Below are 25,617 nucleotides of genomic sequence, written 5' to 3'. Positions count from 1 at the left end.
TCCACGTGAATCTGTTAAAACAGAGTGGTCTGGGCTGGCTTTGGCTAGCCCTGCTTGTCCTAGTTCTTGATCAGGCCAGTAAGCAACTGGCCGATGCGATGCTGGAGTACGCCCGCCCGGTTACCTTGCTGCCGGTGTTCGATCTGACCCTGCTGTACAACAAGGGGGCAGCATTCAGCTTTCTGTCCGACCAGGGCGGCTGGCAGCGCTGGTTCTTCAGTGCTGTTGCGCTCGGAGTTGGCGGCTACCTGTTGTATTGGCTCAGTCGTACGCCCAGAACGCAGCGGCTGCTCTGCGTGTCTTTGACGCTGATTCTCGGTGGTGCGCTGGGAAACCTGATCGATCGCCTGCTGCTGGGCCATGTGATCGATTTCATCTCGCTGCATTGGCAGCAGTACTATTACCCCGCCTTCAATATTGCCGACTGCGCCATCACCGTGGGTGCAGTGCTGTTAATCTGGGATGCGCTGTTTTTGGAGCAGCATCGCCCTTCGTCATAATTCCTACTAACCAAATCAGGGAGCTGCTATGAGTGCCGTAACCGTAGGTCCGGGAACCCGGGTAAGTCTTCACTTCACCATTGAGATGGAAGATGGCCAGGTCGTCGATAGCACCCGTGAGAAGTCACCGGCAAGCTTCGAATACGGCGACGGCAATTTGCTCCCTGGGTTCGAAAAAGCGTTGGAAGGGTTGAGTGCCAATGAGCAGGCCCGGCTGCGTATTGCGCCGGAGCAGGGCTTCGGGATGCCGAATCCCAACAATGTGCAACGTTTTTCCACCGCGGATTTTAAGGATATGGAGCTTGAGCCTGGCCTGATGATCTGCTTTGCCGATCCATCCGGCGAGCTGCCGGGGGTGGTGCAGTCAATCGATGGTGACAAGGTCATGGTGGACTTTAACCACCCGCTGGCCGGTCGGATGCTCTTTTTTGATGTTGAAATCCTGTCTGTAGAAATGATTTAAACACTTGTTTTAAACCGATTTCGGCTCAAAAGGGTCGAACTTTGGCCGATAATATTGACACTGATCACAAATTGTTCAGTTGTCGCCATAGTGCTAATTGGGTTGCTCTAATCTATTTGGGTAGACTGATATAACATCGGTCTATAGCCTAGTTGGTGCGACCTGCCCGGTATCCAGGATATCGGGCGAGGGAATCGAGTGGCACCGAGTAGTCGGGGATTAAGGATGAGATGGAATAGCGGCCAAGCTAACCACGCTTTAAAAAAGCGCAGTCAAACCAGAAGCCTGCTTTCGCGCGGTTTTACGCTGATCGAATTGTTGGTGGTGCTGGCGATCGTTGCCGTGCTGTTGACGATTGCGACCCCCAATTTTGATTCGGTCATTAGCGGCAGCCGCGTCGATGAAGCGCGCCTCAGCGTCGCCACCAGCTTGGCCATGGCCCGTACCGAAGCGATCAAGCGTGGTGAAAGCGTACGGATGTGCGCCGGCACCAGCGGTAACTGCGGTACCAGCGATTCCGGCAATACCGATTGGAGTGCCGGATGGCGGGTTCAGATATCTTCAGACTCTGAAGATATTCAAGTCAACGCCCGTTCTGATGCCAATACCACCGTTAACTACGGTTGTGGCAACTTTATCGAATTCTCCAATACCGGTGAGCGTACTACATCGGGAACCACAGGTTGTGAATTTGCAGTTTCCAGTAATGGTTCGACCAGCTCACTATTTATCAACCAAACCGGTCGAGTCCGGATGCAGTAGGAGACGGCTGGTGAAGAGATATTGTCACACACATCCACCTCGGCAGACCGGTTTTACACTGATCGAAATTCTGGTGGCGGTGCTGATTCTCTCGCTCGGAATCTTGGGACTGATCGGCATGGAAACCATGGCGTTGAAGAATAACCAGAGCGCCTACCACCGTTCCCAAGCGACTCTGCTGGCCTATGACCTTGCCGATATGATGCGTGCCAATCCCGAGGGGGCTGCGGCAGGGGACTATGAAGATGCATTGCCGGATGGAACCGATAATAACAACTGTATTTCTTTCACCTCGACCACGCCCAGCGGTTGCAGTTCTGGTGCAATAGCTGAACAGGATGTTTTTGAATGGAATGAGCGCTTGGTCGATATCCTGCCGGGGGGGAGTGCATCTATTGCTGTTAACAGCGGAGTTCAGACCATCACTGTAAGCTGGGATGATAATCGGGACGGTGTTGCGGATCAGGATTTCGCGTTTAGTTTCGAGTTGTGAATATGAAGATACAATCACGAGCGACATTCAGAACTCAGTTTGGCCTTTCGATGGTCGAACTCATGGTCGCGCTGGCGCTGGGGCTTTTGTTGACGGCAGGTATCCTTCAGGTTTTTGTTGGATCTAAGGAAACCTTCGAGTTCCAGCGCGAATTAGCGCGTATTCAGGAGAATGGTCGTTTTGCGATGGAGTTTCTTACCCGCGATATTCGCCAGGCAGATTACTGGGGCTGCCATAGTGATGGGACCAAAGTGCAGTCAATACTCAATGGTGCCGGTTCGGTTGATGTCTACGCGGCTGGAATCACAGGACTGGATGGAGTGGCGGCTGCTTCAACTGGCTACACCTCCTATTTAGGAGGGGCTAATCAGCCGGATGCAATCATTCTTCAAGGTGCCAGAGATGCGGGGGTGCCTGTACATAAGATTCCTGCAGCAACGGCGGCAAATGTGCAGATTTACAATACACCCCTTTCGGACGAAATCGAGAAAGGAGATATTGTTCTGATCACCGACTGCAAAGAAGCACGAATCTTTCAGGTCAGCGGTATTAATAGCAGTACCGAGCCCGATGCGATTCCGCTAGGTCATAATACCGGCAATATCATCGTCAATGGTTCTGCTGTTGGTCCAGGTAATTCGACGAATGACTTTGGTTATCCGTTTTCATCGGATGCTTTCATCTATTCAGGAGCCTCCCAAGTTCGATATTGGATTCGTGAAGGTACTAGCGGTGAGCCCGCCTTAGTGCGTGCCGAAGAAAACGATAGCGGTTGGAATGATTGGGAAAATGGCGGTGATGAGTTGGTAGATGGGGTCGAGAATATGCAACTTCTCTATGGCGTGGACACCAGCAACAATGGGGCGCCTAACTATTTTGCACCGGCGGATGCAGTACCGGATATGGATAAAGTGGTTAGCGTTCAGATCCACTTGGCCATCCGAAGCTTACGGGAAAACTTGGTCGAACCCAGGCAGATTGAGTATTACGGCGGACCTAAGTCTACTAATGATACGCGTATCCATAAAGTCTTTACGACAACGGTTGCGTTGAGAAATAGGTTAGATTGATGCGGCAATGGGTAGAGAAAAAGAGGCAAGCGCAACAGGGGGTTACCCTGATTGTCTGTCTAATCATTCTGGTTGTACTAACCCTAATCGGTGTCGGCAGTATTCGGGATACGACTCTGGAAGAGAAAATGGCCGGCAATTTGCGCAACCGAAATCTCGCGTTTCAAGCGGCGGAATCGGCTCTTCGCGAAGGTGAGAACTATATAGAAACGGTAGTTGTTTTACCTGATTTCGATGGAACAAATGGTCTATACGGCCAACTTACGGATGTGATAAACGGGGTTTCTTGGGCCGAGTCTTCAAAGGTTAAAACCTATCAAGGTAATTTGCCTGAGTTAGCTAGCGCACCGGTATACATTATTGAACAGTTAGAATCGGAAGCTGAAGAAGCCAGTATGGAAGCAGGAGTGGCGCTGAATACGGAGCAGTTTTACCGTATTACAGCTCGCGCTGTTGGTAGTACTGACACTGCTGTAGTGGTGTTGCAATCGATCTATCGGCGTTGAGTTATCACATCGCCAAGGGGGAAAAATGAACAGATTTAGCATGCGGTTTGAGGGGTTGATGACGCTATTGCTGCTGTCGTTGGTTATGCCAGTCCAAGCTGGTGTCTCTCAAGTGCCTCTGTTTTTAACCCAGACGGTTGATCCTCGGGTCATGCTGATGATGTCGAATGACCATCAGCTGTCGATTAAGGCCTATACCGACTATTCCGATCTGGACAATGATGGCCTATTGGATACTTCCTACAAGGATTCGATTGAATATACCGGTTATTTCAATCCGGACAACTGTTACTCCTACTCCTTTTCGACAGGAAACGATCGCTTTATACCTGCTGCGTCTGTTGATACAGGCACCCATCAGTGCACCAGCTCTACCAGTCATTGGTCCGGGAATTTCTTGAATTGGGCGACGATGACTAGGATGGATATGGTGCGTTGGGTGCTCTATGGTGGTAAGCGCTCGACCGATACCAGCTCCCTTACCGTGCTTGAACGGTCTTTCCTTCCCTACGATGTACATGCTTTTGCCAAGGTGTTTACCTCGGCGGACATGAACAAATATACACCCTATAGCGATGCCTCAATTACTCTGTGTAATGTCACTGAAGGAAGTGGGCGGGCGAGAACGTCAACCGCAGCACCGTTGATCAAAGTTGCTTCGGGATCATGGCCTCGTTGGGCGGCTCAAGAGGTTAAACAATGCCAGTGGGGTTCGGGTGGCCGCCCCGCGACCACTGATGAGTTAACCAATTCGCCTTTTACCGCACGTGTTCAAGTTTGTGGTTCATCATTACGCGCGTCTAACTGTCAAGCTTATGGCAGTAGCTATAAACCTACCGGTTTACTCCAAGAGTATGGAGAAGATACCAACAGTCGCCCAATTCGTTTTGGTTTAATTACCGGTAGTTACGACAAGAATAAATCTGGGGGGGTATTGCGTCGCAACCTTGAGCGCATCACCGGGAATACCACTTCGTCAAAAAATGAGATCAATACCGCTGATGGTACCTTTATCAATCAGGGCACAAGCGATGAAGGAATTATCAATACACTGAGTCGCATTCGGATCAGTAGCTATGATTTTGATGATAAGCAGTACAAGGAAAATTGTAATAGTCCGGGCATTACTAGCTTTGCCAACGGAGAGTGTGTCGATTGGGGTAACCCGATTAGTGAGATCTATCTGGAGACTCTACGCTACTTAGCAGGTAAGAACTCGGCTACTTCTGCATTTAATGCGGATGATAAAGATCATATTGACGATCTAACCACGGTTAGTTGGATCGACCCGATGCCCAGCGATGAGCATTGTGCCGATACTTCCATTATCGCTCTGTCGACCGGTTTGAATTCATTCGATACCGACGAGCTTTCAAATGATCTAGGTATCGATGTAACGGTTTACACCAACAAAGTGGGAACGGCTGAGGGAATCAGCGGACAGTACCTCGTTGGTAAAGGCAGCGTTACTGATGATCAACAATGTACGGGTAAAACGGTCAATAACTTGGCAGATGTTGAAGGTGTCTGTCCCGAAGTTCCGTCGATGGAAGGTGGTTACCACATTGCAGGGCTTGCCTATCATGCCCGTGTTGTTGACCAACGAAGTGATCGCAGTAACGACCAAAAACTGACTACCTATGGTGTCTCATTAGCTGAGAGTTTGCCTAGCTTCGAGGTGTCGGCAGGAAGTTCTAAGGTATCTATTTTGCCAGCATGTAATGCAAATAGTACCGGCACTGCAGCTTTGTCAGATAGTGGTTGGCGTTACTGCAGTATGACCGATCTGATCGTCGAGTATCAGGATGCTACCGAAGGAAAGTTCCTTATTAATTGGGAGGACTCTACCTGGGGTAATGACTATGATATGGACGGTATTGCTCGAATGGAGTATTGCGTTGGTAAGACTTGTTCCAATACCGATATCTCAAATGATAACAGTGTCGCCGATACGGACATTCGTGTGCGTATCTCAGCTGTCCAGGCTAATGCTGGACATGCTTTAGCCTTCGGTTACACCATTACAGGAACAACTAACGATGGCTTTAAGCGTTTGGTACTTCGTCCAGGCGGAAGCAATTTTAATGAAGGGGATTCGTTACCTTCGGGGGTTACTCCAGCCGTAACGACGACCTATGTAGCTGGCACATCTTCTGCTGGACAATTGAAGAACCCTCTCTGGTATACCGCGAAGTACGGTGGCTTTAACGATAGCGATTCCGATAATCTACCTGATCTGGCTAGTGAATGGGATGAAGATGGAGACGGTACTCCGGATACCTTCTTCCAGGTGACCAATCCGGGTGAGTTGGTTACCGAGCTGGGTAAGGTATTCAGCGATGTGGCGGCCCGAGACGCATCAGCTTCAGCGGTAACCACCAACTCAACTCGGCTGAATACGGCGACCGTCGCTTTTCAGGCTATTTTCAATAGTGCCGAGTGGAATGGGCAGTTGATGGCCTTGCCAATCTCTTCGAATGGAACGGTGGGTTCAGTTGTGTGGGATGCGGCGGATAATGTGCCAGCCCATGGAAATCGTAAGATTTTGGCTTGGGACCCGTCGGGACTCAAGGGCTACGAATTTAATACCACCACGGCCAATTCAACGAAGATCAATGCCAAGGTTGTCAGTACAGGGGCGACCGCCCTGACGGATGATCAGATCAACTACCTGCGGGGGGACGGTTCTAAAGAGTCCGATCAGACAGGTGGTTCCTTCAGGGAGCGTCCAGCTCCAACCGGTAAGTCACCGCTGGGTGATATCGTCAATTCAGACCCTTTGTTTGTAGCGCAGCCGAATTTTGGTTACCAGCGATTAGATAGCACCGAAGGCACGTCCTATTTGGATTTCAGAACAAGCAGTACCTATGTTGACCGTCCAAGCATGCTGTATGTCGGTGGTAATGATGGGATGCTGCATGCATTCTCATTCAAATACAACGCGACTACTGGGACTGCAACCGGTGAAGAAAAGTTTGCTTTTGTGCCTAATGCAGTATTCGGTAATCTCGGTGCGCTAACCAGTAGTCCTTATAGTCATCAGTTTTATGTGGATGGCTCTCCCGCTTTTGGGGACGCCTACATAGACCATAATCATGACGGGGCTAAGAATTGGAGAACTGTGCTGGTTGGCACTACAGGTGCTGGTGGCTCGGGTGTTTTTACTCTGGATATTACTGAGCCCGATGACTCTGGTTTAACATCAGGTGAAAAGGCCGATCAAATTGAAGATATGGTCCTGTGGGATATTGATAATACGACCTCAGGGTTTAGTGATTTAGGGTACACCATTGGTCAAGCAGCAATTGCACGGTTTGAGGATGGGAAATACTACGCAGTATTTGGAAATGGATACAACAGCAGCTCTGGTAAAGCGGTGCTGTATATGGTCCAGCTAGATGACCTGAGTAACGTACATACCTTTGACACTCAAACGACGGTTAATGGGATGAGTTCGCCGGTTGTTGTCGATAAGGATGGTGATCGTATCGCAGACTATATCTACGCTGGAGATTTGAAGGGTAATCTTTGGAAGCTTGATGTGTCAGGAAATGTCAGCCAGTGGGGATTTGCTTTTAAACAAGGAAGTACTCCAAAACCTTTGTTTACTGCCACTGACTCTGCATCACCAAGTGTCGTGCAGCCGATTATGGCAAAACCTAATGTTGGTGAGCATGAAGATGGCGGGTTGATGGTTTATTTCGGTACTGGGAAGTACTTTGAAAGCGCTGATAATACCAGTAGCGGTTCGCAGATCCAGACATTCTATGCAGTGCGTGACCAGGGCAGTGAAGTTGCCGGCCGTTCAGAGCTTCAGGTACAAAGTATTGAAAAAGAGGATACTGTTACTTTTGCGGGTTCCAACCTTAATGTCCGAGTAACCAGTAATAACACCGTGAATTATGCGAGTAAGAAAGGCTGGTATATGGATTTGATTCTTGCGGGTCAAACCGTTGGTACAGGTGAGCGAATTATCAACAAAGCGATTTTGCGGGGTGAAAGGGTGATCTTTACAACCCTTACTCCTTCGACCGATCCATGTAGCTATGGAGGTAGCAGTTGGTTGATGGAGATTAACGCCCTGACGGGGTCAAGATTGGACTCAACACCGTTTGATGCAAATGGCGATGGCAAGTTTGATGATAATGATAAGGTTGCTGTGGTTGTTAATGGAGAGACCGTACTGATACCCGTTTCGGGGGTACAAAATACTGAATTGGGCATTCATGATAATCCAGCTATTGTCGAAGATGGAACTAAGGAAATTAAGGTGATGGGCGGCTCTAGTGGCAATGTGGATACGATGGCCGAGTCCAAGGCTAATGACGGCGGACGGCTTTCCTGGCAGCAGCTTCAATAAATCAATGGGTTTGATGGATGGTTTCAGGGAATCACAAAGAAGGTAGGAAGCAACAGGGGGTAACCCTAGTCGAGCTGATGATCGTGGTGGTTATTATCGGGATTATCGGTGCGGTTGCTTACCCGTCCTATGTCGAGTTCGTTAATAAGTCTCGTCGTGCCGATGGGATGGCGGCGTTGCAGTCCTTTGCTGGGGCGATGGAGAGGCACTTTACGGTCAATAGTAGCTATTGTGGTGCGGGCACCACAGCTACGGCCTCTTGTGGAGCTAGTTCGGGAGGAGATCCAACCATTTTTCCAACCGAAGCCCCTTTGGATGGAACTGATAAGTATTATGATCTGGATATTTCCGTCGTGTCCGATACCAGTTTTACTCTTACGGCAACTCCCAAGAATGCACAAACTGGTGATACCTGCGGTACATTATCGATTCAACATACGGGAGCCAGAAATCAGACAGGTTCAGGGGATTGTTGGCCCTGATCTATAGTTGCCATACAGAGCTCCAATAGCAGCTATACTTCCCCTACTGTTTATGGATGAACAGGGGAAAAGCAATGAGCAGGACGCTCGTTTCACGGCACCCTCGGGTGCCGTTGTTGTTTTTGCAGGCTGGAATCACCCTGCCTGAGGTCGTGATGACGCTGGCTATTGTCGGCATTCTTAGCACCGCCGGTGTTAGCAGTTTTGAGCAGTTGGTGGTGCAGTCCAAGGTCGATGAGCTGTCTGAGCGGATGCGCACTGCATTGGCGATGGCGCGCTCGGAGGCTATCACCCGTGGACAACGGGCGGTGCTCTGTCGATTAAATGATTCGGGTGATGGCTGTGCCGGTACGGTATCGAACGAGAAGCTGTCGTGGCGTCGAGGATGGATGCTGTTTATCGATCTGAATCTGGATCGGCAGTTTACTGTGAGTGATGGTGATCAGCTGTTGCGAGTCTTTGCGCCGATTAGTCCTCAGTTGGAGTTGCGCTGGAACCGGGGTGATTATGTAAGCTATCAGGGTTCAGGTGCCCTGGGTTCTCTTAATGGAACTTTTTGTGTTGGTCACAGAGATCATCTGGATAACTATCAGCAGGAGCTGATCCTTCCCTATACCGGGCGCCTAAGAACCGCGTCTGTAGTCTGTCGTTATGACCTCTTTGCCGATCCCTAGTCTGATGTGTGTGGCTTGTTGATCTCGGCTTAGCCTCCACCGCGCAAGGTTTAGGCCCCATTAAGGGGTGAGTTTTGGTGCTTGAGCTGAGCTGGAAGCTGGCCTATCTTGGTCGCCTTACCGATTCAGTAAATAAGTAGCAATCGAATTGAGTGTATCAGCGTAAGGGGTGGACGATGAGCCGGGATAGCAGTGCAGATGTGATCATTGTCGGCGCAGGGGTAATGGGATTGATGGCGGCGCGAGAGCTTGCTGCCGCCGGTTGCAATGTCACGTTGCTGGAGAGAGGAGAGGCGGCTCGAGAAGCGTCTTGGGCCGGCGGCGGTATCGTTTCACCGCTCTATCCCTGGCGTTACCTTGATCCGATTACCGCGCTGGCGAGCTGGTCCCAAGGCTGCTATGTCGAGTTGGCCCGGGAGCTGGAGTCTGAGACCGGTTTAAGCCCTGAACTGCGTCAGAAGGGGCTGCTGATGTTGTCGGTGGATGACGAGGCTGAGGCCTTGAGTTGGGCTGATCGGCATCGGCGGCCCTTAACACGGATCGGCGCCGACGAGATTCGCGAGTTGGAACCCCATATCCGGATCGAACGGGATGTTGGTCTTTGGATGCCTGAAGTCGCCAGTATCCGTAATCCCCGCCTGGGTCGCGCGTTACGACGTTCGGTTGAACTCAATCCCTCGATCAAACTGGTTAGTCACGCTGAAGTCTCGCATTTTGAGTTGCAGCAAGGGCGCGTCACTTCGGTCGAAACCGCGCAAGGCCGTTTTCGGGCAGATCAGTTCCTGGTTTGTGGTGGGGCCTGGAGTGCGGGGTTGATGGAGGCCCTGGGGCTGTCACTGGCGGTAGAGCCGGTGAAGGGGCAGATGCTGCTGTTTAATAACCGGAATCATGATCCGAAGGCGCCGTTATTGGATCGGGTTGTTTTGGCCGATGGTCGCTACCTGATTCCCCGCGAAGATGGCCGGATTCTGGTGGGTAGCACCCTTGAGCGGGTCGGTTTTGATAAGCAGACCAGCAGTGAAGCCCGTGAGAGCCTGTACGAATCGGCTTTGAATATGTTGCCGGCACTGCAGCACTGTGACGTGGAGGCACAGTGGGCGGGTTTGCGGCCGGGCAGCCCGGATGGGGTGCCCTATATCGGCGCGGTGGAAGGGGTGGAAAACCTGTTCCTGAATGCCGGACACTTCCGCAACGGCTTGGTGTTGGCGCCGGCATCCTGCCGCTTGGTGGCCGACCTGATGCTGGGCCGGACACCGGAGATTGATCCGGCGCCGTACCGCTGGTCGTTGCAGCCTTAGCTCTGATTGAGCCGGGTTTGAGCTGGCTCGATCAGTCGTAGATGGTCGGGATCGGCTCGCGCTTGTGCTGGGTTTTCAGGTAGATCGTGGTGATTTTATCCGCCACGTCGTCGCTGACTTCGCGTCCTTCCAGGTAGTCATCGATATCATCGTAGCTGACCCCAAGCGCTAGCTCATCGGCCTTCTGCGGTTCCAGGCATTCCAGATCAGCGGTGGGCGTTTTATGCACCAGAGAGTCGGGCGCCCCCAGCGTTTCGGCCAGTAGCCGGACCTGGCGCTTACTCAATCCGAACAATGGAGCCAGGTCGCAGGCGCCGTCGCCGAATTTGGTGTAGAAACCGGTGATGTTTTCGGCCGAGTGGTCGGTACCCAGCACCAGACCGCCCAGCAGGCCGGCAATATGGTATTGAGCGACCATCCGGGCCCGGGCCTTCACGTTACCCTTGGAAAAATCGACGGTGGCTTCGGAGGCGTTCAGCAACCCCTGTTCCTGCAGCCCGGCCAGGGTCTGCTCATGGATACCCTCTACTCCTAGCTTCACATTGACAGTAACGCTGCGGCTAGGGTTGATAAAGCTCAGCGCGTTCTGCGCATCGTGCTCATCCGCCTGCACCCCATAGGGTAGGCGGACAGCGACGAACTGATAGCGATCGGTCTGTTGTTCCTGATTAAGCTGTTCCACCGCCAGTTGTGCCAGTCGACCGCAAGTCGAGGAGTCGACCCCGCCGCTGATCCCCAACACCAGACACTGCAGTCCTGACTGGCTCAGACGAGTCTTGATAAAGTCGACCCGACGCTGGATTTCGGCGGTTGGATCGATCTGGGGCTGGACTTTCATTTCGGCGATGATCGCCTGAGTCAGCTCGGTGGTCGTTTGACGGTCCATGGGAGGACGGGCTCCTTGCATGATTGTCGGGCTGCTCGTTGGCAGCCCGTGACAAGCGTTCAGTCGTTATTCGAGTTCCAGTCCGGGGTAGTCTGGGAAGTTTTGGTCCAACACACTCTTGGCATTGTCGGCCAGCTCGGTCAGTCCCAGTTCGTTATAACCCGCGACCATAATGGCCAACGCGTCCGCGGTGGCTTGGGTCTGGGGAAAGTTTTCGATTACATAACGGCCGCGGTTGGTCGCCGCCACAAAGGCGCCGCGCTTAATGTAGTAGCGCGCCACGTGAATCTCATAATTGGCCAGTTGATTGCGAAGGAAGATCATCCGCTTGCGGGCATCGGGTGCGTACTGGCTGGTGGGCCAGCGATTTAATAGGGTGGAGAAATCTTCGAATGAATCGCGCGCTGCACCGGGATCTCGTTGGGACGTATCGGTGGGTAGAAAGCGGTTAAGCAGACTTTGATCTTCTACGAAACGGGTCAAACCGCGCAGGTAATAGGCGTAGTCCAGATTCTCGTGCTGGGGGTGCAGCCGAATAAAACGGTCGGCCGCGGCAACCGCTTCTGCCGGCTTGCTCTGTTTGTGGTAAGCCCAGATCAGCTCCAGTTGAGCCTGTTCGGAATAACGTCCAAACGGGTAGCGGGACTCCAGCTTCTCCAGTTTCTCAATAGCCAGCTCGTAGTTCAGTTCGGTCAGCGCTTTGCTGGCTTCTTTCCATAATTGGGGTTCGGGAATATCCGGTTCTTCCTGATCTCCGAAAATCGAACAGGCGCCGAGTAGGGCGGATAGGCTGAGGATCAGTGTCAGTTTGACGAAACGCTTCATCGTCCAAGTCTCTGTAGAGTGGTTTCTCTGCCGGGCGGTCTGTCGTTTAGAGCCGCTCGTGGGGGCCGGATTCGGTTATACTGGGCGAATTATTTAACCACAGCGGCCCGGTAAACCCAAACTCGGGGAGCCCGGACGGCAACGATGTTTTCGAAGGCTTTTGATGACTCAACAAATTCACCTTAATGCGCAGGTGCCCGATGAACTGGGCGGTTCGCGATTGGACCAGGCGGTTGCCCAGATGTTTCCCGAGCACTCTCGGTCAAGGCTGCAGGGGTGGATTAAAAATGGTGAGCTCAAAGTTGATGGAAAACAGCTTCGACCTCGAGACAAACTGCTGGGTGGTGAGCAGGTTGAGATCAGCGCTGAGGTCCAATCGGAGGAGCGTTGGTTGCCGGAGGATATCGCCCTGGATGTGGTTTATGAAGACGATCAGATCCTGGTGCTGAACAAGCCGGCCGGTTTGGTGGTGCACCCGGCCGCCGGCCACCATGACGGCACCTTGCTGAACGCCCTGCTGCACCATTGTCCTGATATCGCCGCGGTGCCGCGGGCTGGGATTGTGCACCGGCTGGATAAGGACACCACCGGCCTGATGGTGGTCGCCAAGACCCTGGAAGCACAGACTGATCTGGTGGCGCAGCTGCAGGAGCGCTCGATGGGGCGTGAATATGAGGCGGTGGTCTGTGGCGTGATGACCGGTGGGGGCTGCGTCGATGAGCCGATGGGGCGTCATCCGAAACAGCGGCAGAAGATGGCGGTCCACCCGATGGGTAAGGAAGCGATCACTCACTACCGGGTGTTGCACAAGTTTCGCGGTCACACCCATATCCGGCTGAAGCTGGAGACCGGGCGGACCCATCAGATCCGGGTCCATATGGCTCACCTGCACTATCCGTTGATCGGTGATCCGCTCTACGGCGGTCGTACCCGTCAACCCAAGGGGATCAGCCACGAACTGCAGGACTGCTTGCGTCAGTTTAAGCGCCAGGCGCTGCATGCCAAACGGCTGGAGCTGTTTCATCCGACCACCGGCGATCAGTTGGAGTGGGAGGTCGACCTTCCCGACGATATGTTGAGCCTGTTGGCCGAATTGGAGCAGGATGCGGTCGATCTGGAGACACTCTAATGAAGTTATCGCTGATCACACCGGATTGGCCGGCACCGGAGCGGGTGCGGGCATTGTCCACCACCCGCGTTGGCGGTCAGAGTGAAGCGCCCTACGATAGCTTCAATCTGGGTGATCATGTCAGCGACCAACCGGAGGCGGTTGCGGCCAATCGGGCTCTGCTGCAACAACAGCTGGGGCCTAAGGTAGCCTGTCAATGGCTGCGCCAGGTGCATGGTATTGAGGTAGCCAGGCTGGATGGTGCTGGGGAGGTGATTGAGGCCGATGCATCCTGCACTGATGTTGCCGGTGTTGCTTGCCTGGTGATGACCGCCGACTGCTTGCCGGTGCTATTTTGCGATCGGGATGGTACTCGGGTTGCTGCTGCCCATGCTGGATGGCGTGGGTTGTGCGATGGTGTGCTGGAAGCGACGATTGCAGCCATGGGCGTGGACCCCGAAAGTCTGATGTGTTGGCTAGGCCCTGCGATCGGCCCTGAGGCCTTCGAGGTGGGTGGCGAAGTCCGCGAGGCCTTTATCGCCCACCAGCCTCAAGCAGCGGCTGCCTTTGAACCCTCCGGCAGCCAAGATCGTTGGCTGGCCGATCTGTATCAGTTGGCAAAACTCCGTCTCGCTAGGGCCGGTGTAAGGGCTGTGTATGGCGGCGGCGAGTGTACTTACTCGAATCCACAGCGCTTCTTCTCTTACCGCCGTGATGGCCAGACCGGCCGAATGGCAACGTTGATCTGGCTGCAGGACTAATCCAGTCGCCGCGGTTAATTAGTTTTTCTTTATGTCTTTGTCGATCAGCGCTTGAACTTCGCCTAATAGCCCTTATCTCTGTAAGGAACCTTAAGAACCTGCAACAGGTTTTGTGAGACTTCCGAAGGTAGTTGCCGCTAGCCGGGACCGCCAGGGTAATAGATAGGCCCTCAAGGAAGTTGTCGAACTCTGCTATTGAGGATCTGTTATGCGAATTGATCGATTAACCAGCAAGCTCCAAGAAGCCATCTCCGAGGCGCAATCGCTGGCGGTTGGCCGTGATCATCCGGTTATCGAACCGGTTCATCTGGCGTACAAGCTGTTGGAACAAAAGGGGGGCAGCGTCAAGCCGCTGTTGGCCCAGGCCGGCTTTAATGTTCAACAACTGCGCCAGGGGATGGAGCAACAGCTGGCGGCGCTGCCGTCGGTCCAGCATCCCAACGGTGACGTCGGCATGTCGCCCAACCTGGGCCGCATCTTCAACCTGGCCGATAAATACGCCCAGCAACGCAGCGATCAATATATCTCCAGTGAGCTGGTGATGCTGGCGTCGCTGGAAGACAAAGGCGAGCTGGGTAAGTTACTGCGCGGAGCCGGCGGTAACGCCGACTCCCTGAAGACGGCCATCGACGCCGTAAGGGGCGGTGAGAGTGTTTCCGACCCCAACGCCGAAGAGAGCCGGCAGGCGCTGGATCGTTTCACCATCAATCTGACCGAGCGCGCCGCCGACGGCAAGCTGGACCCGGTGATCGGCCGTGATGATGAGATCCGTCGCACCATCCAGGTACTGCAACGTCGGACCAAGAACAACCCGGTGCTGATCGGTGAACCTGGGGTCGGTAAGACCGCGATCATCGAAGGACTGGCGCAGCGCATCATCAACGGTGAAGTGCCCGAAGGGCTGAAAGGCAAGCAGGTACTGTCGCTGGATATGGGGGCGTTGATTGCCGGGGCCAAATACCGGGGCGAGTTTGAAGAGCGTCTCAAGGCCGTGCTGAACGAACTGGCAAAGCAGGAAGGGCAGATCATCCTGTTTATCGATGAACTGCATACCATGGTCGGTGCCGGTAAATCGGAAGGCTCGATGGATGCCGGCAATATGCTCAAGCCGGCGCTGGCTCGCGGTGAATTGCACTGTGTTGGCGCCACCACGCTGGACGAGTACCGCCAGTACATCGAGAAAGACGCCGCGCTGGAACGCCGGTTCCAGAAGGTGCTGGTGGTGGAGCCCAGTGTCGAGGATACCGTGGCAATTCTGCGTGGGTTGAAAGAGCGCTACGAGCTTCATCACGGGGTCGATATCGTCGACTCGGCCATCATCGCCGCCTGTCGTTTGTCCCATCGCTATATCACCGACCGCCAGCTGCCGGATAAGGCGATCGATCTGATCGATGAAGCCGCCAGCCGGATTCGGATGGAGATGGACTCCAAGCCAGAGGCGATGGACAGGTTGGAACGCAAATTGATCCAGCTGAAGATCGAGCGTGAGGCGCTGAAGAAAGAGAAAGACAGTGCAGCGCGTAAACACCTGCAAGAGCTGGAAGCCCAGATCGAACGGGTCGAGCGCGAGTTTTCCGATCTGGATGAGGTCTGGAAGACCGAGAAAGCGGCCCTACACGGCTCACAACAGGTTAAAGAACAGCTCGATCAGGCCCGTCAGGATATGGAGGTTGCCCGTCGCGAAGCCAACCTGGCACGGATGTCGGAGCTGCAATACGGGGTGATTCCGGAGCTGGAGAAGCAGCTCGATATGGCCAGCCAGGCCGAGATGTGCGAATCCACCAATACGTTGCTGCGTAACAAAGTCTCCGAGGAGGAGGTCGCCGAGGTGGTCTCCAAGTGGACCGGGATTCCGGTGACCAAGATGCTCGAAGGTGAGCGCGAGAAACTGCTGCGGATGGAAGAGGCGCTGCATCAGCGGGTGGTCGGCCAGGGCGAAGCCGTGGTGGCGGTGTCCAATGCGGTGCGTCGCTCCCGGGCCGGCTTGGCCGATCCGAACCGACCCAACGGTTCGTTCCTGTTCCTGGGCCCGACCGGGGTCGGTAAGACCGAGCTTTGCAAGGCATTGGCGACCTTCCTGTTCGATACCGAAGAGGCGATGGTTCGGATCGATATGTCCGAATTTATGGAGAAGCACTCGGTGGCGCGGCTGATCGGTGCACCTCCGGGCTATGTCGGTTACGAAGAGGGGGGCTATCTGACCGAGGCTGTTCGACGCCGTCCCTACTCGGTACTGCTGCTGGACGAGGTCGAGAAGGCCCATCCGGATGTGTTCAACGTGTTGCTACAGGTGCTGGAAGATGGCCGCCTGACCGATGGTCAGGGTCGTACGGTCGATTTCCGCAACACCGTAGTGGTGATGACCTCGAACCTGGGCTCGGATGTGATCCAGGGCTACGATTCCGACGAGCAGTATCAGCAGATGAAGGACACCGTGATGGAGGTGGTCGGCCAGCATTTCCGGCCCGAGTTCATCAACCGGATCGATGAGGTGGTGGTGTTCCACCCGCTTGGCCGCGATCAGGTCCGTGGTATCGCCCAGATCCAGCTACAGCGTCTTTGCGAACGGTTGCAGGAGCGGGAGCTGACCCTGGAACTTCAGGATCCGGCCTTCGATACCCTGCTCGAAGCCGGATTCGATCCGGTCTATGGCGCACGACCGTTGAAGCGGGCGATCCAGCGCTATATCGAGAACCCGTTGGCCGAGGCGATTCTAGGCGGTGAATTCGAGCCGGGTGCGACCATCAAGGCTGAGCTGGACGATGATAAGATCGTGTTCCGCAACGGCTAATTGCCGCGTGTTGTTCTAGTAATAAAAAACGCGGCCTTGGCCGCGTTTTTTGGTTCAGAGAGGTGGTTTAGTAAAGCGCCTTCTCGTCCCGAACCACCTCTTTCAACAGCTCGATAAACAGAGTGTCGGCATCGCTGTGCTGCTGGGGGATTTTTACGTTGGTGGTGCTGGAGATCTGCTCGGCGATCTGCTGGTCAGCATCGTCCTCGTCGATCAGTTCACGGGCGATATTCAGGCAGTGCGGTACAATTTCCGGTTCGACCAGAACTTTCTTGATAAAGGTCCGCAGCTCTTCGATGGTGCGGTCGCGATTGCGAATCTCGATGGCGCTCATGGTGGCTCCTTGAAAGCGTCTTTTCTTCAACTATAAATCATTTCTTCTTGGCTGCGAACCAACCTGCGTGAAGCGAAAGCATTGGCTCTTGACGGGTTGATCAGAAACTATTCAAAAAATCTACGGATGGGCTATTGCCGCATTGCGGCATAGCTGGCATGATGGCGCCTCTGTTTAGGCAGTAGCGTCAAGTACCCTTGGCGTTACCGAAGTAGGCCATACCGGGCTTATTTTCACTCAACTCCGTAGCGGAAGACGCACCGTCCCGTTACACACCCTGAACGACCTGTGCCGGACACCCTGTCTGGTCACGTTTAAGCCCGGTAGTTGCTGTTTAGTTGTTGATGCAACAGGTCGGGTGTTGAGCGTGATGGTCGTGTATCCATACACGAATCTTTTATTCGGTAGCCCCAAACCCAGGTGGGCTGCGAAAGATTTGAGGGTGAAACAGTGGAGTTACTTTCCGGCGCTGACATGGTTGCCCGTTTCCTGAAGGACGAAGGTGTTGAATACATCTACGGCTATCCGGGAGGCGCGCTGCTGCACATCTACGATGCTCTGTTCCAACAGGATGCGGTTGAGCATGTTCTGGTCCGTCACGAACAGGCCGCAACCCATATGGCCGATGCCTACGCACGAGCCACCGGTAAGCCGGGGGTGGTGCTGGTGACCTCGGGACCGGGTGCAACCAACGCGGTGACCGGTATCGCCACCGCTTACATGGACTCCATTCCGATGGTGGTTATCTCCGGTCAGGTCATGAGCCACCTGATCGGTGAGGATGCGTTCCAGGAGTGCGACATGATGGGTGTCACCCGCCCGATCGTGAAGCACAACCTCAGCGTCAAGTCGCCCGAAGAGATTCCGATGATCCTGAAGAAAGCGTTCTATATCGCCTCTTCCGGTCGTCCTGGCCCCGTTGTGGTCGACATCCCGAAGGATATGACCACCCCGACCGATCGCTTTGAATACGTTTACCCGAAGTCGGTCAAGCTGCGCTCCTACAACCCGGTCAGCCGTGGTCACAGCGGCCAGATCAAGAAGGCAGTCGACCTGCTGATGAACGCCAAGCGTCCGGTCATCCTGGCCGGTGGTGGGGTGATCTCTGCCAACGCGTCGGAAGAACTGATCGAACTGGCTCAGCACCTGAACTACCCGGTTATCAACACCCTGATGGGCCTGGGCGCCTACCCGGGCACCGATCGTCAGTTCCTCGGTATGCCGGGCATGCACGGTAGCGTCGAGGCCAACATGGTGATGCACCATGCCGACCTGATCCTGAACCTGGGCTCACGACTGGATGACCGGATCACCAACGCCACCGAGAAGTTCTGTCCGACTGCGAAGCTGATCCATGTCGACATCGATCCGTCGTCGATCTCCAAGACTGTCGCCGCCGACGTGCCGATCGTCGGTCCGCTGGAGTCGGTGTTGGGTGAGATCCTGAAGCAGGTCAAAGCCAGTACCATCGAGCCGGATGCCGAGTCCCACGACAGCTGGTGGCAGCAGATCGAGGAGTGGCGTGGTCGTCACGGTGGTCGTTTCCGTACCGACGATTCCGAGTTGCTGAAGCCGCAGGCGGTGGTTGAAGCACTATGCGAGGTCACCAACGGCGACGCCTATGTCTGTTCCGATGTTGGCCAGCACCAGATGTTCGCGGCCCAGTACTACAAGTTCAACAAGCCGCGTCGCTGGATCAACTCCGGTGGTCTGGGCACCATGGGCTTCGGTCTGCCGGCGGCGATGGGCGTCAAGCTGAACTTCCCGGACGACGATGTTATCTGCATCACCGGTGAAGGCTCGATCCAGATGAATATCCAGGAGCTGTCGACCTGCCTGCAGTACAACCTGCCGGTTAAGATTGTCTGTCTGAACAACCAGTCACTGGGGATGGTTCGTCAGTGGCAGGATATGAACTACGAGAGCCGTCACTCACAGTCCTACATGAAATCACTGCCGGACTTCACCAAGCTGGTTGAGTCCTACGGTCATGTCGGCATGGAAGTTCGTAAGCCGGAAGAGCTGCAAGCCACCTTGGATAAGGCCTTTGCGATGAAAGATAAGCTGGTGTTCGTCAATGTGTATGTTGACCCGTTCGAGCACGTTTATCCGATGCAGGTGCCGCGTGGCTCCATGCGTGACATGTGGCTGAACAAGACCGAGAGAACCTGAGCATGAGACATATTATTTCCGTCCTGATGGAGAACGAAGCCGGTGCACTGTCTCGTGTTGTTGGACTGTTTTCACAGCGTAACTACAACATCGAGTCCCTGACCGTCGCACCGACCGAGGATCCGACCCTGTCGCGCCTGACGCTGACTACGGTCGGCAACGATCGGGTGATCGAGCAGATCACCAAGCAGCTCAACAAGCTGATCGAAGTGGTCAAGCTGGTCGATCTGACCGAGGGCGATCATATCGAGCGTGAGCTGATGCTGATCAAGGTGAAGGCGTTGGGTTCACAGCGCGCCGAGGTGATCCGCAATGTCGAGATCTTCCGTGGTCAGGTGATCGACGTGACCAGTTCGGTCTACACGGTACAGCTAACTGGCTCTAGCGATAAGCTGGATGCCTTTATTAATGTAATCGACACCACGAATGTGCTGGAAGTCGTCCGCACGGGTGTGTCGGGTATCTCTCGCGGTGAGAAAGTACTGAGCCTGTAAGTTCAGTCTCAGCGCATTAGTCATCTCGCAATACCCGCTTCGGCGGGTATTTTTTTACCTTGGTTTTGTTGATCTGGCTCACTAAATTCACGGTTTGGTCGGGGAAATGATTTATATCAGGGACTGAGGCGAGCGCACTGGATAGCCTTGCGCTGGATTCTTGCCGGAGCTGTACTAGATTGAATCTAATATAGATATCGGCCTGAAGCCGTTTGTTAGCTGTTTGAAGGGGATAGGACCATGGGGCTGCTGAAGCACCTGTCGATGAAAAACAAGTTGATCGTGATGCTGTTACTGCCATTGGTGTTGGCGATCTACTTCCTGGCAGTCGCGATGATCGACAGCTGGAAAACAAGCCAGTCGATGGCGAGGATTCAGCTGCTATCCGATGTGGCGGTCGATGCCAGTAATCTGGTGCATGAGCTTCAGAAGGAACGAGGGCTCACAGCTGGCTTCCTGGGCTCCAAAGGTGAGCGTTTAGGTTCTGAGCTGCAGCAGCAGCGTGCGCTGGCCGATACCCGGGTCAAGGCTTATACCGAGCGGGTCGCCGGATTGGATCGCTCTGGGTTCTGGCCAGAACTGCTTCAGCAGCTGGACGCCATCGACAAGCGGATCAAAAATCTGGGGCCGCTGCGCCAAAAGATTTCGGCCCTGACGATTCCCGGACCTGATGCGATAGGGCAGTTTACCGCCGGTAACGCCGATATCCTGCAGGTGGTGTCGCTGCTGGCGTTGGAAGCGGATGATATCGAAGTCGCCAATCGGGCCAATGCCTATTACTACTTCCTGCAGAGTAAAGAGCGGGCCGGTATCGAACGTGCGGTTCTGAGTAACACCTTCGCACGTAATCGTTTTGCCTCCGGTTTGAAGACCCGTTTTATCAACCTGCTGGCCGAGCAGGAAACCTACCAGCGAACCTTCACCGAGTTTGCCGAGCCCGAGGACAGTGCCTTGCTGGGGCAGATCATCAAGGGCGAGCCGGTTGATGAGGTCAACCGGATGCGCCGGATTGCGTTGGATCGTGATCACAGCTTCGATACCGAAGCCGGTTACTGGTTCAAGATGGCAACAGCCCGGATCAACCTGCTCAAGCAGGTCGAAGATGCGCTGGCAGAGCGCTTCAAGGCTGATGCCGTGGCTCGCAGTGGCAGCGCCAAGAGCAGTCTGATCATCCTGTCGATCGTGGCCTTGGTGGCACTGCTGGTTACCTTGTTGCTGAGCGTGGTGATCTATCGTCTGATTATTCGTCAGCTGCGGACGCTGACGGCAGCGATGCGTCAGATCGAAGAGCATTCGGATCTGAGTGCCCGTGCCGAGGTGATCACCAATGACGGCCTGGGGCGGGTCGCCGGCAGCTTCAACGGCATGATGGATAATCTGTCAGGACTGGTGAATCAGGTCCGTTCCGCCAGTGAGCAGCTGGTGGGGCAGGTACAGCAGGTCCAACAGGTGTCCGAAGATGTCGAGCGGGAGGTACAGGATGGCTTGTCGCAAGCGGCGATGGTAGCGGCGGCAACCAATGAGATGGGGGCTTCGATTCGGGAGGTGGCGCAAAACTGTGCCAATGCTTCCGATAAGGCCCAGCAGGCCAATGTTTCGGTAGAACAGGGCGAAGCGATCTCGCAGCAAGCTAAAGAAGCGATTAATTCACTGAACCAGGATATCCATAAAGCGACCGAAGTGATTCAGCGGGTGGCGGCCGACAGTGAGGAGATCGGCGGTGTGCTGGATGTGATTCGCGGCGTGGCCGAGCAGACCAACCTGTTGGCATTGAATGCAGCCATCGAGGCGGCGCGAGCCGGCGAGCAGGGACGAGGGTTCGCGGTGGTAGCCGACGAGGTTCGCAGCCTGGCTCAGAAGACCCAGGAGTCGACCGAGCAGATTAATACCATGATCGCCAAGCTGCAGGAGGGGAGTCGCTCAGCCGTGGGGGTGATGTCGGACAGCCAGGCCTGTGCCGATAAGACCATGGAACAGTTCGAACTCGAAGCCCAGGCACTGAAGCAGATCAGTGAGCAGATCGCGTTGGTTAATGATATGAACCATCAGGTGGCGGCAGCGACCGAAGAGCAGTCGGCGACCGTTGAAGAGATCAATCAGAACCTGTCAGCGATTCAGCAACGCTACGAGCTGACCGCCGCCAGTGCCGGTAGCCTGGGGGATTCCAGCGATCAGATGGAGCGCCTGTCCGGTGACCTGCAGCAGCAGGTAAGTCGGTTCCAAAGCTGATTTAATCGGCGTACGACTCCATCAACGGGCTCCTTTGGGAGCCCGTTTTTATTTCGGGGGCATAAATTACTGGCTAATAATCAATCAGTGATTCTTTGTACGGTTGATCTGTAGCAGGTTTTCATTGTTTCAGCTCGGTTACAATGTTGAACCCACAGCAGTCGCTCAGCGGCGGATGTAGCCCGGACAGTAGTGTTGTCGTCCGACCTGGACTGCCTTCAAACATCTATAGGTAGAGAGCCTTTATGCAGTGGCTCGCTACGGAGTAAGGAGATCGGTATGGGGCTGCTAAGACGGTTGTCGATGCGCAATAAGTTGCTGTTGTTGCTGGTGATTCCTTCGCTGGTGGCATTGTTCTTCCTCGGTGTGACGCTAATCTCCAGCTGGCAAGCCAGTCAAGCCATGCAACGTGTGCAACTGCTGTCGGGGGTGTCGGTTGCCGCCAGTAACCTGGTTCATGAACTGCAAAAAGAACGGGGGCTGACAGCGGGTTTTCTGGGTTCCAAGGGCACTCGACTGAAGGCGGAACTGGAACAACAGCGCAAGTTGGCCGATCAGCGTCTTCAGGCCTACCAGCAAACTCTCTCTTCGTTGGATTCGAATAGCCTCTGGCCGGCTTTTCGGGATCAGCTCGGTGTGGTCGATACACGGATCAAGGGGCTGAATCAGTTGCGCCAGCAGGTTAGTGCTCTGTCGATACCGGCCAAACAGGCGATCGGTCAGTACACCCGGGGCAACGCCGAAATATTGCAACTGGTTTCACTGATGGCGATGCAGGCGGCCGATCCGGCGATCTCTAATCGAGCCAATGCTTATTACTATTTCCTGCAGGGCAAGGAACGGGCCGGAATCGAACGGGCGGTCTTGAGTAATACCTTTGCTCGGGACAGCTTTGGCGAGGGCATGAAGCAGCGCTTTGTGACCCTGTTGGCGCAGCAGGATACCTATAACCAGACCTTTAGCGAATTTGCCGTACCCGACGATGCGGCGTTGTTGGAACAGTTAGTCAGCGGCCGTGCCGTGGATGAGGTGAATCGGTTACGCAAGGTGGCACTGTCGGGCGACCGTGGTTTCGAGACTGAAGCGGGTTACTGGTTCAAGATGGCGACCGAGCGGATTAATCTGCTGAAGCAGGTTGAGGATACGTTGGCGGAGCGCTTAAAAGCCAAGGTTGACCAGCGAGGTGCCGAAGAGCGGACCCATCTGATCTGGATGCTGGTGATCGCGGTACTGGCTTCCTGTTTCAACCTGGGGTTGGTGTTTGCGATCTACTGGCTGATTACACGGCAGCTCAACAGCCTGTCGGCGGCGATGAGTCTGGTGGAAGACTCTGATCTGAGTGCCCGTGCCGAGCTGATCAGTCAGGACAGCCTTGGTCGACTGGCGGGCAGCTTCAACCAGATGATGGAGAAACTGTCATCACTGGTGTACCGGGTTCGTGATGCCAGCGGACAGCTGGTGGATTCGGTCAACCAGGTCCAACAGGTGGCCCATGATGTCGATACCGAAGTTCAGCAGGGCTTGGCTCAGACCGAGATGGTAGCCACGGCGATGAACGAGATGGGGGCTTCGGTACGGGAGGTGGCCGGCAGCTGCTCGGAGGCTTCCGGTAAAGCGAATCTGGCCAATGAATCTGTCGGTGATGGGCGGCAGGTGTCGGTGCAGGCCAAGCAATCCATCGGCTCGTTGTCGGCGGACATTGACCGTGCCAGTGGGGTTATCGAGCGTCTGGCTTCCAACAGCAACGAGATCAGCACCGTCTTGGATGTGATTCGCGGAGTGGCCGAGCAGACCAATCTGCTGGCTTTGAATGCCGCCATCGAAGCGGCCCGTGCCGGTGAGCAGGGAAGAGGCTTTGCGGTCGTTGCTGATGAAGTGCGCAGTTTGGCGCAGAAGACCCAGCAGTCCACCGAGCAGATCAACGCGATGATCGATAAGCTGCAGCAAGGTAGCCAGGATGCGGTCGACGTGATGGCGCAAAGTCAGGCCTGTGCCGGAACGACCATGGGGCAGTTCGAGCAGCAGATGACCGCGCTGGAACAGATCTCAACTCAGATTACTCACGTCAACGATCTCAATCATCAGGTCGCTACGGCGACCGAGCAGCAGACCGCCACGGTGGAGGAGATCAATCAGAGTATCAATGCGATTCAGCAGCGCTATCAGCAGACCGCCAGCAGCGCCACGAGCCTGGGTGATGCCAGTAGTCAGATGCAGCTGTTGGCCGAGTCGTTGCAGCAGGAGGTCAGTCAATTTAAAGGCTGAACCGATAGAGGCCCGGCCACGTTTGAGGTGATAGCCGGGTCAGGCAGCGGGCGCTGAACGGAACCCGCTGATCTAGCATCGAATGACGCTTAGTTGTTGGCGTGCAGCTCGTGGTTCAGCTCGATCGCTGACTTGTTGGTCTTGACCTCGATGCGGCCATTGATCGAATTGCGACGGAACAGCAGATCGGACTTACCGGCCAGCTGGCTGGCTTTGACGGTCTCGACGGCGTTGTTCTGATCGTCCAGTACCACCACCTTGGAGCCGCCGGTGACGTAAAGGCCGGCTTCCACGGTGCAACGATCCCCCAGCGGAATGCCCAGGCCGGCATTGGCGCCCAGCAGACAGCCCTCACCGACGCTGATGACGACGTCGTTACCGCCGGACAGGGTGCCCATGGTGGAACAGCCACCGCCCAGATCGGAGCCCTTACCCACAACGACGCCAGCTGAAATCCGGCCTTCGACCATGCTGGTGCCTTTGGTGCCGGCGTTAAAGTTGACGAAGCCCTCGTGCATGATGGTGGTGCCTTCGCCGATATAGGCGCCCAGGCGAACCCGAGAGGTGGCGGCGATACGGGTGCCGGTTGGGACCACGTAGTTGGCCATCTTGGGGAATTTATCCACCGAGTGAACATCGATCAGTTCACCGCGGGCGCGAGCTTCAAGCTGGCGCTGCGGCAGTTCGTCCAACGCGATGGCGCCCTGATTGGTCCAGGCGACGTTGGGCAGCAGGCCGAACATGCCGTTCAGGTTGATGCTGTGAGGCTCGACGATACGGTGTGAGATCAGTTGCAGCTTCAGGTAGGTTTCTGGCGTTGAGCTGGGGGCGTCGTCATCGGCCAGGATGCACAGCACCAGCGGTTGCTCGGAGCCTTTCAGGGTCGCGGCGATGGCGGCCTGATCCTCGGCGTTACGCTCGATGAACGCCGCTTCGACGGCGGCCAGCTTCTCCTGGTCCAGTTCGATCGCCTGGTTGCCGCCTTCGTAACCCACCGCATCGGTCAGCGCTTTGATCAGGTTGTTGCAGGGCTCATAGACCGGCTGGGCGTAGAACACCTCCAGCCACTCGCCTTTGGATGATTTGGTGCCGACCCCGAGGCCGAGGCAGAATGCGTTGCCGCTCATGATGATTCTCCGCTTGG

The 25,617-nt window shown here is 54.9% G+C and carries 21 protein-coding genes; 17 read left to right on the top strand and 4 right to left on the bottom strand.

Annotated elements, in window-relative coordinates; genetic code table 11:
• Positions 1-5 precede the first annotated feature (5 nt).
• The 10 genes from lspA to thiO all read left to right on the top strand — a co-directional run bounded on the left by lspA (position 6) and on the right by thiO (position 10,608).
• Complete coding sequence (lspA, locus tag ACO05M_RS01320; RefSeq protein WP_421866899.1) at positions 6-500, top strand: signal peptidase II; 495 nt, start codon at positions 6-8, stop codon at positions 498-500.
• Positions 501-528: 28 nt separating this feature from the next.
• The gene (locus ACO05M_RS01315) at positions 529-963 is read left to right on the top strand and encodes an FKBP-type peptidyl-prolyl cis-trans isomerase (RefSeq protein ID WP_421866897.1); all 435 of its coding nucleotides are present in this window, start codon (positions 529-531) and stop codon (positions 961-963) included.
• Positions 964-1,188: 225 nt separating this feature from the next.
• Positions 1,189-1,725, top strand: coding sequence for a GspH/FimT family pseudopilin (locus ACO05M_RS01310; RefSeq protein ID WP_421866895.1), 537 nt, complete (start codon positions 1,189-1,191; stop codon positions 1,723-1,725).
• 10 nt (positions 1,726-1,735) lie between these two features.
• Complete coding sequence (gene pilV, locus ACO05M_RS01305) at positions 1,736-2,218, top strand: type IV pilus modification protein PilV (RefSeq protein WP_421866893.1); 483 nt, start codon at positions 1,736-1,738, stop codon at positions 2,216-2,218.
• 2 nt (positions 2,219-2,220) lie between these two features.
• Positions 2,221-3,288, top strand: a complete 1,068-nt coding sequence (locus ACO05M_RS01300) for a PilW family protein (RefSeq protein ID WP_421866891.1) — start codon at positions 2,221-2,223, stop codon at positions 3,286-3,288.
• A complete protein-coding gene (locus tag ACO05M_RS01295; protein WP_421866889.1) occupies positions 3,288-3,794 on the top strand; it encodes a pilus assembly PilX family protein in 507 nt (168 codons plus the stop codon). Before ACO05M_RS01300 ends, ACO05M_RS01295 begins: the two co-directional genes overlap by 1 nt.
• 25 nt (positions 3,795-3,819) lie before the next feature.
• The gene (locus tag ACO05M_RS01290; protein WP_421866887.1) at positions 3,820-8,154 is read left to right on the top strand and encodes a pilus assembly protein; all 4,335 of its coding nucleotides are present in this window, start codon (positions 3,820-3,822) and stop codon (positions 8,152-8,154) included.
• 17 nt (positions 8,155-8,171) lie between these two features.
• A complete protein-coding gene (locus ACO05M_RS01285; protein ID WP_421866885.1) occupies positions 8,172-8,636 on the top strand; it encodes a type IV pilin protein in 465 nt (154 codons plus the stop codon).
• 74 nt (positions 8,637-8,710) lie between these two features.
• A complete protein-coding gene (locus ACO05M_RS01280; protein ID WP_421866883.1) occupies positions 8,711-9,310 on the top strand; it encodes a GspH/FimT family pseudopilin in 600 nt (199 codons plus the stop codon).
• Positions 9,311-9,486: 176 nt separating this feature from the next.
• Positions 9,487-10,608 (top strand): glycine oxidase ThiO, encoded by a 1,122-nt coding sequence (gene thiO / locus ACO05M_RS01275; RefSeq protein WP_421866881.1) that lies wholly within the window; start codon positions 9,487-9,489, stop codon positions 10,606-10,608.
• A gap of 31 nt (positions 10,609-10,639) precedes the next feature.
• Here thiO and nadE read toward each other — a convergent pair whose 3' ends face one another.
• Positions 10,640-11,494: an ammonia-dependent NAD(+) synthetase gene (gene nadE, locus ACO05M_RS01270; protein ID WP_421866880.1), complete on the bottom strand. Its 855-nt coding sequence runs from the start codon at positions 11,492-11,494 to the stop codon at positions 10,640-10,642.
• Between the two features lie 66 nt (positions 11,495-11,560).
• Positions 11,561-12,319, bottom strand: coding sequence for an outer membrane protein assembly factor BamD (locus tag ACO05M_RS01265; protein ID WP_421866878.1), 759 nt, complete (start codon positions 12,317-12,319; stop codon positions 11,561-11,563).
• A gap of 163 nt (positions 12,320-12,482) precedes the next feature.
• On the opposite strand from ACO05M_RS01265, the gene rluD reads away from it, so the two are divergent.
• The 3 genes from rluD (at position 12,483) to clpB (ending at position 16,979) form a co-directional block, all read left to right on the top strand.
• Complete coding sequence (gene rluD / locus ACO05M_RS01260; protein WP_421866876.1) at positions 12,483-13,448, top strand: 23S rRNA pseudouridine(1911/1915/1917) synthase RluD; 966 nt, start codon at positions 12,483-12,485, stop codon at positions 13,446-13,448.
• Complete coding sequence (pgeF, locus tag ACO05M_RS01255) at positions 13,448-14,188, top strand: peptidoglycan editing factor PgeF (RefSeq protein WP_421866874.1); 741 nt, start codon at positions 13,448-13,450, stop codon at positions 14,186-14,188. The genes rluD and pgeF overlap by 1 nt, the downstream gene beginning before the upstream one ends.
• Positions 14,189-14,396: 208 nt before the next feature.
• Positions 14,397-16,979, top strand: coding sequence for an ATP-dependent chaperone ClpB (gene clpB, locus ACO05M_RS01250; protein WP_421866872.1), 2,583 nt, complete (start codon positions 14,397-14,399; stop codon positions 16,977-16,979).
• A 67-nt stretch (positions 16,980-17,046) separates the two neighbouring features.
• Here the strand turns inward: clpB and ACO05M_RS01245 are convergent, their stop codons facing one another.
• Complete coding sequence (locus tag ACO05M_RS01245) at positions 17,047-17,313, bottom strand: hypothetical protein (RefSeq protein ID WP_114697082.1); 267 nt, start codon at positions 17,311-17,313, stop codon at positions 17,047-17,049.
• A gap of 450 nt (positions 17,314-17,763) precedes the next feature.
• Between ACO05M_RS01245 and ACO05M_RS01240 the strand changes: the two genes are divergently transcribed.
• From ACO05M_RS01240 to ACO05M_RS01225, 4 genes are all read left to right on the top strand, one after another.
• Entirely contained in the window at positions 17,764-19,485 is a 1,722-nt protein-coding gene (locus ACO05M_RS01240; protein WP_421866870.1) for an acetolactate synthase 3 large subunit, read from the top strand.
• Between the two features lie 2 nt (positions 19,486-19,487).
• Positions 19,488-19,979, top strand: a complete 492-nt coding sequence (gene ilvN / locus ACO05M_RS01235; protein ID WP_114697084.1) for an acetolactate synthase small subunit — start codon at positions 19,488-19,490, stop codon at positions 19,977-19,979.
• A 240-nt stretch (positions 19,980-20,219) separates the two neighbouring features.
• On the top strand, positions 20,220-22,208 hold the full coding sequence (locus ACO05M_RS01230; RefSeq protein WP_421866868.1) for a methyl-accepting chemotaxis protein: 1,989 nt from the start codon (positions 20,220-20,222) through the stop codon (positions 22,206-22,208).
• Between the two features lie 279 nt (positions 22,209-22,487).
• Complete coding sequence (locus ACO05M_RS01225) at positions 22,488-24,473, top strand: methyl-accepting chemotaxis protein (protein WP_421866866.1); 1,986 nt, start codon at positions 22,488-22,490, stop codon at positions 24,471-24,473.
• Positions 24,474-24,562: 89 nt separating this feature from the next.
• On the opposite strand, the gene dapD is transcribed toward ACO05M_RS01225, so the two are convergent.
• Entirely contained in the window at positions 24,563-25,600 is a 1,038-nt protein-coding gene (gene dapD, locus ACO05M_RS01220) for a 2,3,4,5-tetrahydropyridine-2,6-dicarboxylate N-succinyltransferase (RefSeq protein WP_421866865.1), read from the bottom strand.
• Positions 25,601-25,617 lie beyond the last annotated feature (17 nt).

It is taken from the genome of Motiliproteus sp., assembly GCF_965230735.1.
In the GTDB taxonomy this organism is placed as follows: Bacteria; Pseudomonadota; Gammaproteobacteria; order Pseudomonadales; family Balneatricaceae; genus Motiliproteus.
This window is presented reverse-complemented; position numbering and strand designations above follow the sequence as displayed.